The sequence below is a fragment of the Veillonella sp. VA137 genome, from assembly GCF_003992015.1.
Taxonomy (GTDB): Bacteria; Bacillota; Negativicutes; order Veillonellales; family Veillonellaceae; genus F0422.
The window spans coordinates 238,918-253,894 of the sequence record NZ_RQVK01000001.1 but is presented as its reverse complement, the minus strand read 5'-3'; the positions used below and the strand labels follow the sequence as shown (position 1 = coordinate 253,894).

At 38.7% G+C, this 14,977-nt stretch carries 13 protein-coding genes; 12 read left to right on the top strand and 1 reads right to left on the bottom strand.

Translation table 11 applies throughout. From position 1 onward, the window contains the following. The first annotated feature begins 38 nt into the window (after positions 1 to 38). Both EO116_RS08510 and EO116_RS08505 read left to right on the top strand, forming a co-directional pair. Complete coding sequence (locus EO116_RS08510; RefSeq protein ID WP_206168303.1) at positions 39 to 938, top strand: DEAD/DEAH box helicase; 900 nt, start codon at positions 39 to 41, stop codon at positions 936 to 938. 18 nt (positions 939 to 956) lie between these two features. Beyond that, positions 957 to 2,309, top strand: a complete 1,353-nt coding sequence (locus EO116_RS08505) for an HNH endonuclease (protein WP_255416954.1) — start codon at positions 957 to 959, stop codon at positions 2,307 to 2,309. A gap of 17 nt (positions 2,310 to 2,326) precedes the next feature. Here EO116_RS08505 and EO116_RS08410 read toward each other — a convergent pair whose 3' ends face one another. Next, on the bottom strand, positions 2,327 to 2,731 hold the full coding sequence (locus EO116_RS08410) for a hypothetical protein (RefSeq protein ID WP_164726019.1): 405 nt from the start codon (positions 2,729 to 2,731) through the stop codon (positions 2,327 to 2,329). 248 nt (positions 2,732 to 2,979) lie between these two features. On the opposite strand from EO116_RS08410, the gene EO116_RS08745 reads away from it, so the two are divergent. The 10 genes from EO116_RS08745 (at position 2,980) to EO116_RS01045 (ending at position 14,977) form a co-directional block, all read left to right on the top strand. Further along, positions 2,980 to 3,135, top strand: coding sequence for a YadA-like family protein (locus tag EO116_RS08745; protein ID WP_164726018.1), 156 nt, complete (start codon positions 2,980 to 2,982; stop codon positions 3,133 to 3,135). An 88-nt stretch (positions 3,136 to 3,223) separates the two neighbouring features. Then, positions 3,224 to 5,032, top strand: a complete 1,809-nt coding sequence (locus EO116_RS01085; protein ID WP_127160270.1) for a DUF262 domain-containing protein — start codon at positions 3,224 to 3,226, stop codon at positions 5,030 to 5,032. Positions 5,033 to 5,398: 366 nt separating this feature from the next. Next, positions 5,399 to 6,991, top strand: coding sequence for an ABC transporter substrate-binding protein (locus tag EO116_RS01080; protein ID WP_164723928.1), 1,593 nt, complete (start codon positions 5,399 to 5,401; stop codon positions 6,989 to 6,991). A 17-nt stretch (positions 6,992 to 7,008) separates the two neighbouring features. Next, positions 7,009 to 7,995, top strand: a complete 987-nt coding sequence (locus EO116_RS01075) for an ABC transporter permease (RefSeq protein WP_127160269.1) — start codon at positions 7,009 to 7,011, stop codon at positions 7,993 to 7,995. Continuing rightward, positions 7,992 to 8,846: an ABC transporter permease gene (locus EO116_RS01070; RefSeq protein WP_127160268.1), complete on the top strand. Its 855-nt coding sequence runs from the start codon at positions 7,992 to 7,994 to the stop codon at positions 8,844 to 8,846. Before EO116_RS01075 ends, EO116_RS01070 begins: the two co-directional genes overlap by 4 nt. Positions 8,847 to 8,855: 9 nt before the next feature. Then, on the top strand, positions 8,856 to 9,686 hold the full coding sequence (locus EO116_RS01065) for an ABC transporter ATP-binding protein (protein WP_127160267.1): 831 nt from the start codon (positions 8,856 to 8,858) through the stop codon (positions 9,684 to 9,686). Next, positions 9,673 to 10,281, top strand: coding sequence for an ABC transporter ATP-binding protein (locus EO116_RS01060; protein WP_127160266.1), 609 nt, complete (start codon positions 9,673 to 9,675; stop codon positions 10,279 to 10,281). Before EO116_RS01065 ends, EO116_RS01060 begins: the two co-directional genes overlap by 14 nt. A gap of 113 nt (positions 10,282 to 10,394) precedes the next feature. Continuing rightward, complete coding sequence (locus EO116_RS01055; RefSeq protein ID WP_127160265.1) at positions 10,395 to 11,741, top strand: anaerobic C4-dicarboxylate transporter; 1,347 nt, start codon at positions 10,395 to 10,397, stop codon at positions 11,739 to 11,741. 185 nt (positions 11,742 to 11,926) lie between these two features. Then, the gene (locus EO116_RS01050) at positions 11,927 to 13,210 is read left to right on the top strand and encodes an APC family permease (RefSeq protein WP_127160264.1); all 1,284 of its coding nucleotides are present in this window, start codon (positions 11,927 to 11,929) and stop codon (positions 13,208 to 13,210) included. Between the two features lie 495 nt (positions 13,211 to 13,705). After that, positions 13,706 to 14,977 (top strand): N-acetylmuramoyl-L-alanine amidase, encoded by a 1,272-nt coding sequence (locus tag EO116_RS01045; protein WP_127160263.1) that lies wholly within the window; start codon positions 13,706 to 13,708, stop codon positions 14,975 to 14,977.

Below are 14,977 nucleotides of genomic sequence, written 5' to 3'. Positions count from 1 at the left end.
CAAGGGTGGACAAAGAATCATAAAGTGAGGTAAAGGAAATGAAACATCTTTCTGATTGTATAGAAGTTAAGTCCTACGGTGATGTCTTTCTCAAAAAGGGGACAAATGAAAGATTGCCATACGAGCACCAAAAAGAGGCTATGCGGTGTCTCGACAAAATTAATCAAGAGCCGTCCTACAGTACGTTGGTAGTACTGCCTACTGGCGGCGGGAAAACCTATACAGTGTCCATGTGGCTTTTGAAGAATGCTATTGACAAGAAAAAGAAGATACTTTGGATTAGTCACCGTCAAATGTTGCTGGATCAGGCAGCGGAATCATTTCAAAAGTTTGCTTATACAGAAGTGATACCGCATATTTCATCCTTTTGTTTCCGCATTATTTCCGGCGCGTCTAGTCATGACCGTACTAGCGACATTCGTCCCGAGGACAATCTTTTGATTGTCAGCAAAGACAGTATTGGAAGAAATATTGAACGTCTGGACACATGGCTGAAAGATGAAAACGAGCTGTATCTTGTCATAGATGAAGCCCATCATTCAACGGCTAAAACATATCGAAAAATCATTGAGTATGTAAAAGGGAAAGTGCCTAATTTGAAGCTCATTGGGCTGACTGCAACACCATTTCGGACAGCAGAAAACGAACGGGGGTTGTTAGCCCGTATATACGGCGATGGTATTAGAGGTGGACAAGCTGTACATGACGATGTGGGTATTACATATCAAATCGGCTTAAAGGAATTGATTAACCGACAGATACTTGCAAAACCAATTTTTGAAAGCTTTTATACCGATGAAGAGTACGGGGAGCTCCTTGGCGTGGATGCGTGGGAGAGTATCCAGCATTTGGATATTTTGCCGGATGAAATTGCACAGCAGATGGCAGATAGCGCCGTCCGAAATAAGCTGATTGTAGAGACTTATACAGCGAAGTAATCCGAGTATGGGCAAACCATCCTTTTTGCGGTCAATGTAGTCCATGCGATTCAGTTGACCGCCTTGTTCAAGAAAGCAGGCATTTCAGCTGACTTTATCGTTTCTTCTGTGAAAGATGCTATTACTGGCGTAACAATCAGCCGTGAAGATAACCAGAGAAAGCTAAATGAATATCGAGATGGAAAGCTACAAGTTTTAATCAATGTGAACATACTTACAGAAGGCGTTGATTTACCACAAACAAAGACAGTTTTTCTTGCTAGACCTACGGTGTCATCTATCTTGATGACCCAAATGGTTGGTCGTGCATTGCGTGGAACAGCAGCAGGCGGCACATCCAGTGCCTATATTGTTTCTTTCATTGACCATTGGAATGAAAATATCGCTTGGATAAATCCTGAGAGTCTCTTTGAAGGAAGTAACGATTTCCGCGATACTAAAACTGAACAGACAAAGCATGATCTTCGCATGATTGCTATTTCCAAAATAGAAGAATTTGCTTCCATACTAGATGATTCAGTAGATACTTCGGCATTAGAAAAAGTACCTTTTGAGCAACGCATTCCGATTGGAATGTATGCGTTTTCTTATTTGGAGGAAAACGGTATGGATCACGCCTATCAGGTCATGGTCTACAATAGCACACAAGAGGCGTACAAGCAGTTTATGGACTCCCTTCCATCCCTGTTCGCCAGCTTTGAGGCAACGGAAGAATATCTGCGTGACGAAGAGCTTGAGGAAATGGAACGTCAATGTAGAGACTCCTTCTTCTGCGGAGAGCTTGTACCACCTTATGAGCCAAAGGATGTATTAAATATTCTGAAATACTATGCACAGTATGAAGCAATCCCTCAGTTTTATACCTTTGCCGAGTTAGACAGGAGCAAGTTGAATGTGACCGCTATTGCACAACACATCTGGGATGAAGATATGGGACAGCGCAAGAAGTCGGAATATATTGACTCTATCTGGGACTCCGGTGATGATACTATGCTCAAACTATTCTTTGGAAGGAAACTATATTTTCTCCGTCAACTCGATATTGAGCTGATGAAACTATCCCATTCTTCTGATCTGTATGAAGACCGTGAAAGTAATGTGAAATACGGCACACGAGCATTGGAGAACCTGCCGCTTCATGAGATAGGGAAAATTGACCCTATGCTGGAAAAACAACTAAGAGATCAGACCTTTGAAAAGTCAAGGAATAAGCAGGGACTTTATGAGTGCGCTCGCTGTGGTAAAACGGATCAATCTCGGATTTACTTTCAGGTAGATCACATCGTTCCAATGAACGGTGGTGGCAAAAGCGTTGCGGAAAATCTTCAAATCCTGTGCCGCCAGTGTAACGGCATGAAGGGTGACAACTAGTGAGGGCGCTTTTATATTCAGCCCTTGACCTTGCTGCCATCATAAGTAGTATGGAGCTTACTTGTAGAGAGGAAAGTCATATCATTGATTTGATATGGGAAGGTGAGAAGGCCTTTTTTGCTGACAAGTATCGCAGCAACAAACGAAAGTTCATTTTGGACATTCGTTGTTGGATGCATTATTTTCATGAAAAAACCATCCTTGATCAGGAATTTCCCACCATACAAAAGGACCTTACATACGGTAAGCACGCTGTAAATATGGAAGAGTATATAAGCGACTATTCTGATTTGGATTTGTTCTTTAAAAGTGTGCGTATCCGTATCCTCTATGGCAAGGGCAATGGGTATGTGAGAATCAAACTGCGATCTTTGCTTACGCAATATGGCTATCAGCGGCGTTTTCCCTTTCTTCTTCAACATATCAACCGGTGTATGCTGTTTTATCATTTGGAAGCAACACTGCGTGGTGGTGCCCCTTGTGACATTGAAACATGTGGGCTGAATAAGATGTTGACATTTCGAGTTGTGTGAAAAGTTGAGCGGGGGCAAATAATCGGCTTTATACTACATGTATTTATCGGTGGAGGATACATATGTCAGGTATATCAAAAGCAGCATTATCAGCATTAAAGCCACTTACCTATGATCCTAGAGAGCCACATTAATTTATGGCGGGCCTAGGTTCATATAAGAATAAGCGAGCGGTGGCTCTAGGATATGCCCGCTATTACAATGAGTCTAAATTGGCTCATATTGGAATGGCGCAACTAGTGATACAAATATGGTACCAACATAGTCAAATTAACACTTGTAATTGTATGTGATTCAAAATAAATAGAAGAGATTTTGGTGGTAATAGTCTATGAATAAAGAAAGTATCTATTATATACTCATAAGAAAAAGGAGTGCGCAATGAGTAGGGGATTTCAAAAGCCGATTACGATTAAAAAGGCAATCGATAAAATTGATGAGAAAAAGCTGTTATTACCAGCGATTCAAAGAAAGTTTGTTTGGTCTCATGAGCAAATAGAAATGCTGTTTGATAGTATTATGCAGGGATATCCGATTAACGCTATGATGTTTTGGAAAGTTTCCGATGAAAATATCAAGAGGGATTATAAATTTTACAAATTTCTTGAAAACTACAGGCAGCGATATGGCGAAGATAATGATGAGTATGAAGTAAATGATGACTTTGAAGCGGTGATAGATGGACAACAAAGGTTATCAAGTTTATATATAGGTCTGAAAGGAACTTATGCATATAAACGTCCTAATAAAAGGTGGCAACCTAATGATAAGTGCTTGCCACCAAGAAGATTATATATAAACTTAAAAGAAGAGTCTGTTAAAGAATATGATACGCAAAAAAAGTATAACTTTAAATTTCTTACGGATGAAGAAGCATTAGTTAAGGGGGAATCTACAAAGAATGTTTGGTTTCCAGTAGGCCTCATTTTAAACTATAAATCAGTAAAAGATTTAGTGGCCCGCCTAGAAGAGAAATATGCATTGGATTCTGACTATGCAAGAAAAACACTGCGCAAGTTATATTATTTGATTCATGGACGCAGGAGTCTAAATTATTACTTGGAAGATAGACAGGACATAGATACAGTACTTGAGATTTTTGTGCGAACCAATAGTGGAGGGACGAAACTTTCTTTTTCGGATTTGCTCATGAGTATCGCATCTGCTAATTGGAAAGATAAGGATGCACGAAATGAAATAGAAGAAGTAATTAAAGAAGTATTTGAGATTGGTGAAATCGAAGGAGAAAATAAAGAGACAGAGGTTTCGGCACCTCAATTTAGAATTGATAAAGATTTTGTATTAAAAACATGTTTGTTTTTATTCCAAGATAATATTCGATTTAAGTTAAAAAACTTTACTAGGGATACTGTCAGATACTTCGAATGTAATTGGCCAAACATAAAAGAGAGTATTGTGACCGCATTCAAATTATTTGCCTCACTAGGGTTCACTAATACAACATTCAGAGCCAAGTATGCAGCCATGCCAATTATCTATTATATTTATAAACATAAGTTTGATATTAGTCTTGATGACCCTAACTATAAAGATAGTCGTAATAAAGAGATGATACGAAGATGGTTGCTACTAACATTTGTCAAAAAAATCTTCAGCGGCAGTACGGATTCTGTATTACGCAAGATGAGAGGGCCATTAGGATGGCCATTGAAAACGGAATATCAAGGTGTACATGAAGAACCATTCCCGTACAAGGAAATGATAGAGGAGTTTCAAGATAGAGACCCTAATTATAGTTTTGATGATGCCTTTATTGAAGAGTTAATTGATTCTGAAAAGGGAAGTGATAAAGCTACCTATGTGTTGCGCTTGTTGTATTCAGATTTAGATTTTAATGGTGAAGAGATTCATGAAGATCATTTGCATCCAAAAAGTCTTTTCTGGGAAAAAAATATTGATGCATTACCAGAAGGGGTTAGGGAGTTTGCAAAGGACTCAAAAAATTGGAATAGTGTAGCTAATTTGCAGTTACTATCTGGTAGCCTAAATATCTCGAAAAAGGATATGCCATTGGAAAAGTGGGTACATAAAGATCCTGAGAGACATAAAGTTTTATTTCTGTCGAAAGGAGTAAGCCTAGATATTAAAGACTTTGAAAAGTTTATTACAAATAGGAGAGAGAATCTACGAGAAGCGATTAGAAAACGTATTATAGGAGATGATATTTAAACTGAAAAAGAATGACAATATATCAATGTTTTTATATATAACCGAAAGTAATTTGACGAATGATAATCTTATCATGTATTATTAAATGAAGGCACATATCAAATAAAGAACTGATAAGATATTAGAAAGTTTTAATTCATAAAGTCTTTTAGAATATATCTAAAGTTGTTTTATGATGTTTGTAATCAATAGTGGTTACCTAATTTATATAAGAAGAGGGTATCTTTTTTATACGATAGGTGCACTATGGATTTTTTATAAAGATGATTAATTATATATCCGTTTAATCATTATGTTTTATTCGAAAGGAGGATATAGGTTTTAAGTTTAGGGTATAAATATTTTATTTTTGAAAGGGCGTACGTTATGTTAAAAAGATTATTTATGCTTGTAACCACGATTATGGCATTTTTAATGATTGCTGGTTGCGGTGGCAATACAGATCAGGCGAGAGCTGATCGTGCAGCCAAGGGAGAAATTGTTATTTCCATGGGGAAATATATGATTAATGGTGGTTATGACCCTACTAGTGGATGGGGTATGTGGGCTGCGGATCCATTCCACTCTGCGTTATATACAAGAAATGATAAAAAAGAACTGGAAATGGATTTAGCGAAAGATGTAACCATATCTCCAGATGGCTTGCATTATACATTTAAAATTCGTGATGATGTTAAGTTCTCTGATGGTCAACCACTAACAGCTAAAGATATTGTATTTACTTATGAAACAGCACAAAAGGCAGGTGGCTATGTAGATCTTACTTTCATGGAATCAGTCGTGGCAAAAGATGACTATACGGTAGAATTTACATTGAAAAAACCTTGGTCTCTATTTCTTGAAATAACTTCTACATTGGGGATTGTACCAGCCCATGCGTATAATAAAGAAACTTACGGTTCACAACCAATTGGTTCTGGTCCATGGAAAGTAGTGGCATTCCAAAAAGAGCAACAGTTAATTATGGAACCAAATGAATATTATTATGGTGAAAAACCAAAATTAAAAAAAGTGACAGTTTTAAATATTGCTGAAGATGCTGCAGTAGCAGCGGCTAAATCTGGTCAAGTGGATGTGTTATTCTTGAACTCTGACTATGCGAATGCAAAAGTAGATAATATGAAAGTATTTACGATGCAAACTATAGCTTCTTTTACATTGAATCTTCCAACACAACCAGAACGTGAAGAAAATGGTATGAAAGTAGGTAATAATATTACGTCTGACCCAGCCATTCGTAAAGCTTTAAATATTGGTATTAATCGTGCAGAAATTATCAAAAATGCATTGAATGGATTTGGTGAACCAACATACATGTATTCCAAAGAGCTAGCATGGGTTAATCCAGAATTAAATATCACAGATAATCGTGTAGAAGAAGCGAAAAAAATTCTTGAAGATGCTGGATGGAAAGACACAGATGGTGATGGAATTCGTGAAAAAAATGGCGTAAAAGCTGAATTTAAAATTTCCGGTCGTTCCAACGATTTACAACGTTATAATACAGCAGTAGCGCTAGCAGCGGATGCAAAAAAATTGGGCATCAATATGATTGCGGAATCTATGGCATGGTCTGATGCTCGTAAAATTGCTCGTAATGTACCTACAATTTGGGCTTCTAGTGACTTTAATCCATTGTCTCTTTACATGTATTTCCATAGTTCCCAAATTGGTAAAAACGTAATTAATAACCCAGCTATGTATAGCAATCCAACAGTAGATGCTCATATTGATGCGGCATTGGCAGCTAACAGCTGGGATGAAGCGATTAAAGAATTTAAGTTGGCTCAATGGGATGGAAAAACAGGTATAAAAGAAGATGTACCATATTTATGGATTGCCAATGTATCCGTTCCATATTTAGTTCGTGATGGTCTAGACCTAGGTAATGTAGGCGTTAATCAACGTGGACAAGGCATGGGTATTATAGCAAATCTTTCTCAATGGCAATGGAAATAGTATAGTAAGGATAACATATGAATCAGCAAATTTGGTCTTTTATTAGACAACAACTTATTCGTGTGGTACTTTTAATATTTGCTGTCAGCATAGTTAGCTTTTTGCTCTTAGTTATTTCTCCGATTGACCCAATTGATGCGTATTTTTCGGGGTTATCTGTGACAGAGGAGCAAAAAGCGGCTATGGCTGCTTTCTGGCAATTTGATAAGCCACCAGTAGAACGATACTGTATTTGGGCAGCAGATTTGTTACAAGGTAATTGGGGGATATCGTTTCTTTACAATGAACCTGTTAGTAATGTCATTGCTGAGAAATTTCAAGAAACCTTATTGTTAATGCTACTTTCATGGGTACTAGCTGGATTGGTAGGATTTTTCTTTGGTATCGTCAGTGGCGTATACGAGGGAACATGGATTGATAAAATCATCAATGGGTTTTCCTTGTTGTGCGTATCTATACCAACCTTTTGGTTAGGCATTGTGGTACTATTTATTTTCGCAGTGGAATTACAATGGTTTCCCTTTGCCTTATCTACTCCAATCGGTAAAATCGGGTCAGATGTCACATGGGCAGAACGGTTACACCATGTTGTCTTACCAGCATTAACGTTAGCGGTTACGGGTGTATCTGCTATCACTCTACATACGAGACAGAAGATGATCGATTGCTTAGGCAGTAATTATATGTTATTTGCGGAAGCTAGAGGGGAAACACTGTGGCAACGTGTGTTACGACATGGGTTGAGGAATGTGATGATTCCAGCGATTACATTACATTTTGCATCCTTTGCTGAACTATTCGGAGGTGCCATTTTAACAGAAGTTGTATTCTCCTATCCTGGCTTAGGTAGTGCGGTGACATTGGCAGGTCTGCGAGGCGATGTTCCATTATTATTAGGTATTTCATTTTTTAGTGCCATCTTTGTATTTGTTGGCAATTTAATTGCTAATATATTGTATGCAGTGGTGAATCCAGAAATTAGGAAAGGGGGACATGAGATATGAATGACGATGTAATAGAAGTATCGACTGTTCATTCTTGGACAAGACGTAAAAAAATGTTACTTTTAGCATCTTTTGTATCTGTTGTCCTTGTATTGATTACCATTGCAGGGGCACTTATGCCAGAAGAAAGTTATGCAATCAATTATGGTAATAAATATGCAGAGCCTTCCTTGCAATATATATTTGGTACTGACCATATGGGAAGAGATATGCTATATCGTTGTATCAAAGGTCTATCCATTAGTATTCAAGTAGGCTTATTGGCTGCTTTTGTTAGTTCTTGTATAGCATTGGTGTTAGGAACCTTATCTGCTACCTTTGGGGGAAAAGTTGATGCCTTTATCTTGTGGCTCGTTGATTTGTGTATGGGGGTGCCTCATATTTTGTTAATCCTCATGATTTCTGTGTCCTTAGGAGGCGGAATGAAAGGAGTTGTCATCGGCGTGGTGGCAACACATTGGACTCGCTTAACACGATTGATACGGGCAGAGGTCATGCAACTTCGTAATGAACCATATGTGTTGGCAGCGCGTAATTATGGTCATTCCTATTTCCGTATTGCCAAAGAACATTTTGTGCCACATATTTTACCACAATATATCATTGGTCTTGTGTTATTGTTTCCTCATGCTATTTTGCATGAAGCCGGCATTACTTTTTTAGGCTATGGGTTACCATTAGACTTACCAGCTATTGGTATCATATTGTCTGAATCGATTCGTCATATCTCTTTAGGATTATGGTGGTTGGCCTTTTTCCCTGGTATGACATTAATGGTTGTGGTATTTTTCTTTGATCGATTGGGAGAAGCTTTAAAAGAGTTATTCGACCCTGCACATTCACAGCGATAGGAGGTTCTCATGAAAGAAGAATTATTGCGGGTAGAGAACCTTGCAGTCACTTTTGAAATGTACCAAGGGAAACTTTCAAAACACCATGTACAGGGGATTAAGGACATTTCATTGAACGTCTATACAGGAGAAATATTAGCCGTGGTCGGTGCCAGCGGGTCAGGAAAAAGCTTATTAGCGCATGCTATTATGGGATTATTGCCTTATAACTCTACTGTGGAAGGAAAAATTTTTTATAAGGGAGAAACTTTAACTTCAAAGCAACAAGAACTCTATCGTGGTTCAGAGATGGCTCTAGTACCACAGTCGATCACCTATTTGGATCCGACTATGAAAGTGGGAAAACAAGTTGTTGGACTAACAGGGAATATGGCGGAACAAGAAGCCGTATTTGCGAAATTAGCATTGCGTGAAGGTGTGAGTCGTATGTATCCCTTTGAACTATCTGGTGGTATGGCACGGCGCGTGCTAGTATCGACAGCATTGATTAGTCATGCTCAGTTTATTGTAGCGGACGAACCAACTCCTGGTATGGAAATGAAAGATGCTGTGCAAGCCTTACAGATGTTCCGTGATATGGCGAATGAAGGAAAAAGCTGTATGCTCATCACCCATGACTTAGATTTGGCCATTCATGTGGCAGATCGCGTAGCTGTATTTTATGATGGTCGCTTAATTGATGTGACAAAGGCAAGAAACTTTCAAAGTCCAGAGCTGTTAACACATCCGTATACACAAGCTTTATTTAATGCATTACCACAGAATGAGTTTAGAGACTATTCTAAAGCAGAAGTTGAACAATTTTTGATGACAAAGGAGGGATATGATGTTAGACATTAAAAATCTCATCTTTGGGTATCATGAGGATGAACTGGTGCTGAATGATGTGTCTTTACAAATTGAACAAGGTAAGCGTATTGCATTACTGGGGCCTAGTGGATATGGTAAAAGTACATTAGCTAAAATTTTAGCAGGGTATATGTTACAACGAAGTGGTAGTGTCACCTTAGATGGGCAAGATATTCGGGAGATACAAGGATACAATCCGATTCAATTGATTTATCAACATCCTGAAAAAGCCTTAAACCCTAGATGGAAACTAAAAAAGAGTTTAGATGAAGCTTGGGATATTCCAGAGTCCTTATTGGATCGTATGGGTATCGAAAGAGAATGGTTGTCTCGTTGGCCTAATGAATTATCTGGTGGTCAATTACAACGGATCTCTATTTTACGTGCTCTTTCACCGCAGACGAAAATATTGATAGCAGACGAGATTACCGCTAGTTTAGATGCGATTACACAGGCGCAATTATGGTCTGTCATCTTAGAAGAGGTAGATAAGCACAATATGACATTGGTGTTGATTACGCATAATCGTCATCTAGCAAACCGAGTTTGTGAAGAATTAGTGGAAATGAATGTAATTAATAACTAACTTTCATGTAAAATATATCCTATAGAAGCGGTTTATCACTGTTTTTATTCCGTCACTTGCCGTATAATGTATACGGCAAGTGATTTTTTTATTAGAAAGGATTGAGTAATTTCATGATTATTTTATTCGGATTTATTCTATTGTTAGCTTGCTTAATTGTGGGTGTAAGACATGGTGGCTTAGGATTAGCTGCTGTATCTGGTATCGGTCTTGCTATTTACGTATTCGTAATTGGTCTTGTACCAGGTAAACCACCAATTGATGTAATGCTAACGATTATGGCAGTAGTAACATGTTCTGGTTTCTTACAAGCCTCCAAAGGTTTGGATGTTATGCTTGTATACGCAGAGAAATTTCTTCGTAGCAATCCAAAACAAATTACAATTTTAGCGCCAATCACAACATGGTTCTTAACTGTGTTATGCGGAACAGGTCACGTAGTATATACGATGTTCCCAATTATCTATGATATTTCTATTAAAGAAGGGATTCGTCCAGAACGACCAATGGCGGTGGCATCTGTGGCGTCTCAAATGGGGATTTGTGCCTCTCCTGCATCAGTAGCGGTAGTATCTATGGTGGCTATGTTAGGGGCGGTTAGTTTCCAAGCGAGTGTGGTAACCATTTTATCCATTACGATTCCAGCTACCTTTGTGGGTGTTATTGTAGCAGGTCTTTGGAGTATGCGTCGTGGTAAGGAATTGGCCAATGACCCTGACTTCCAAGCTCGTATTCAAGATCCTGAACAACGTGCTTATATCTATGAAGAGAATAAAGAGGCTAGTGTTGTGAAAGAACTTCCTCGCACAGCATACTGGGCAACTATTATTTTCTTGCTAGGTATTTTGGTTATAGCCTTGTTCGGTAGTTTCCCGAACCAATTATTACCATTAGTTCCTAATGCAAAAGGTCTATGGAAACCATTATCCATGACTCCTACTATTCAGATTGCAATGCTTGTGATGGCATCCTTGATTCTTCTTGTATGTAAGGTAAAAGTGAGCGATGTAACAAGTGGTTCTGTATTTAAATCTGGTATGATTGCCGTTGTATCTGTATACGGTGTAGCTTGGATGGCAGAAACTTATTTCGGTGCCTATATTCCACAATTCAAAACAACTCTATCGAGTGTGGTAGTAGAGCATCCATGGACCTATGCACTTGTATTATTTATCATCTCTAAATTGGTTAACTCTCAAGCAGCAGCACTTGCTATCGTAGTACCAATGGGCTTGAGCGTAGGTGTAGATCCATTAATTGTATTATCTTTCATTCCTGCCTGTTATGCATATTTTGTGTTGCCAACGTACCCATCTGACTTAGCATGTATTGGTTTTGACCGCTCTGGTACAACACGAATTGGTAAATTTGTTATTAATCACAGCTTTATTATTCCTGGTATCATCGGGGTATTTACGAGCTGTGTAGTAGGTTACTTTATTGCCCATGCTATGTTCTAATGAGATATAGATTGAAGATAGAATATCTAACGGTCAATAGCTATTGGTAATAGTAATCTAGTAATGCTATACTTTTACGAGGATAACTAAGATATATGAGCCTATATAATTTTAGTTATCCTTGCTAGTATATAGCATTTGTTTAGTATTAGTTGAGTAAGCACAAGGGTATAAGGAGAAGTACTATGTCAACTAACAAATTAGGCCTTTTGAGTATTATACTTTTAGGGGTCAACGCAATCATTGGAACCGGGATTTTCTTACTGCCTGGTAAAGCCGCTGCCTTGGTAGGGGTGAACAGTTTATGGGTTATCGTTTTTGATGCTCTATTGGTTATGTCGATTGCATTATGCTTTGCAGAGATGGGCGGCATGTTCAATAAAAACGGTGGTCCTTATGTGTATGCCAAAGAAGCATTTGGTAACTTTGTAGGTTTTGAAGTTGGTTTTATGAAATGGGCTATTGCAACGATTGCATGGTCTGCCATGGCAGTAGGGTTTGCCACAGCACTGGGAGCAGTGTGGGAACCAGCTGGCACAGAGATGGGGAAAAATATTATCGCTACATTGATTATCGTGGTACTTGGTATCATGAATATCATGGGTGTTAAGATTTCCAAGATTATTAACAATGTGGTAACGATCGGTAAATTATTACCGCTTATTTTCTTTATCCTAGTAGGTATTTTCTATGTGAAAGGCGTTAACTTCCAACCGATGGAATCTGTGCCAGATATGACACAAGCAAGTTTTGGTGCGGCGGCCTTGATTATTTTCTATGCTTTCACAGGATTTGAATCCATTGCAGTAGCAGCGGAAGATATGGAAAACCCTGAGCGCAATGTGCCAAAAGCAATTATTCTTGTGTTAACACTCGTATCTATTGTATATATTTTAATCCAAGCCATTTGTATTGGTATCATGGGGGATTCCCTTGTGACCTCTAAAACTCCAGTAGCAGATGCAGCCTTCGTATTTATGGGACCGTTGGCAAAAGCTATTGTTACAGCGGGGACATTGATTTCTATCGGTGGTATCAACGTAGCGTCTTCCTTCTTGGCACCACGTTCTGGCGTAGCTATGGCGGATGATGGATTAATTCCTAAAGTAGTGTCTAAACGTAATCAAAAAGATGCACCATATGTAGCAATCATTGTAACAGTTGTATTTGCAGTGGCATTATCTTGGACTGGTAGTTTCGAAAAATTGGCAGCGATTTCCGTAGTATCTCGTTTTGCTCAATACTTGCCTACTTGTTTAGCAGTACTTGTATTCAGAAGCAAACGCCCAGATATGGCGAGAACATTCCGTGTACCATTTGGTCCAGTGATTCCAGTATTAGCGGTTGTAGTTAGTATCTGGTTGTTAACTCAATCTTCCTTGGAAAAAGTATTCTGGGGACTTGGCGGTTTAGTAGTGGGTGCTGTATTGTACTACATTATGAACCGTAACGGAAAACAAACGGCTTAAGAATAGATTGGCAGATATTCTATTACGCTTAGCTATTAGCAAGTAGGGGAAGTGTACTGGATAGTACCGCTATTTGTTAAGATAAAATGTCTATCAATTATAAATCAAATTAATATAAGAAACATAAGTGAGTATAGGTGTGTAGTCTCTTTAGATAGCTCCAAATACGCTTGCTTATGTTTTTTTATTTTTATTTCTCATAAGGTATACTTTTGTATTTTTTGCCTAATTTTTGTTCTAGTGTATAGTGTGCTCCATACAGCGTATGATAGTGAAAAAGGAGATTGTATATTTGAGTATGGGAATGCCAATGCAGAACAGAAGAAAACGATTCTGGAAGGCTAACAAATACATGTAAGAACTGCGATTTTAGATAGTATTGCAAAAAAGAATAATTTTCACTGATTTTTCATGTATGGACTGGGTAAATGTGGTATAATTAAGGTACTGTCTAAAGGAAAACTATCCAGTGCAACATAGATTGGAGTGAGATATTTGCGTAAGTTATTTGCCCTATTGGGTATGTTAGTATTGGTGTTACCAGTCCTGTTTGGAGCCACGAAAGCGGCAAATGTGACAGATCTTCATTGGGTGACGAGAAATGATGCGCCCATCCCTTTTGTGAGAATGGTCTTTAGCTTGTCTAGTCCTGTTCAAGCGACGGCATCTATTAGTGCCAGTGGTACATCGACTACATTAGTGCTAAAAAATGCTACTCTAGCAGGAGCACCTACATCAATTATGATGGATGATGGTATTGCAAAGAGTGCCACACTTTCACAGTCAGGATCAGATACGGTGGTGAAAATTGAAACACCAAAGGCCATTGATGTAGAAGATTTGAAAGTATTTACCCTAAAAAAGGATACAGTAAACAATAAACCGTACCGGATGGTGGTAGATATTCAGAAAAAAGGGGTAGCCCCACGGGAGAATTATTACGGTAAAAAGCCAGTAGCTCCAGTAGCTGAGAAAGCAACAGCTAAGGTAGCGGAGGCGAAAGTTCCCGCTAAGGAACCTCCAAAAGCAGAGGTAAAACCTGCTGTAAAAGTGGTGGAAAAATCATTAGCTAAACCGAAGGCGAATACGCAAGCGAAAACGGAATCTAAAGCGGCACCCAATCATCCGATTGTGTTGCCCACAATGCCAGAAAAGCCGGTTCCAGAAGTGGTAAATTATCGTACCAAAGGGGGCATTGGTGGTAAAACTATCGTATTGGATCCAGGTCACGGCGGAAGTGACCCAGGTGCCATTGGACCAACAGGTTTACAAGAAAAACAAGTGACTTTGCCTATTGCTGAGTATTTAAAATCTATCCTAGAGGCTAAGGGGGCGAAAGTTATCTTAACTCGTACTACTGATGTGGATGTGTATGGGCCACATGCGAGTGGTGTGGATGAATTGCAAGCACGGGTCAATGTAGCGAATGGTAATCGAGCTGATGCGTTTATCAGTATCCATATCAATTCCTTCTCGAATCCGAATGTAGGTGGGATTGCTACCTATTATTTCGATGGATCGGACCAGTCTAAAAAATTAGCATCTGCTGTACAAGGTCAGATTGCTGAACACAGTGGATTCAATGGTGACCGAGGGATTCAACCAGGAAATCTGTATGTATTACGTCATTCCTTGATGCCGTCAATTTTGGTAGAACTAGGATTTATTTCAAATCCTAAGGAAGAAGGACATTTGAAAGAAACGTCTACACGCCAAGAATTTGCTAATGAATTAGCAAAAGGTTTGGAACTATATTTTGGAGGTTAA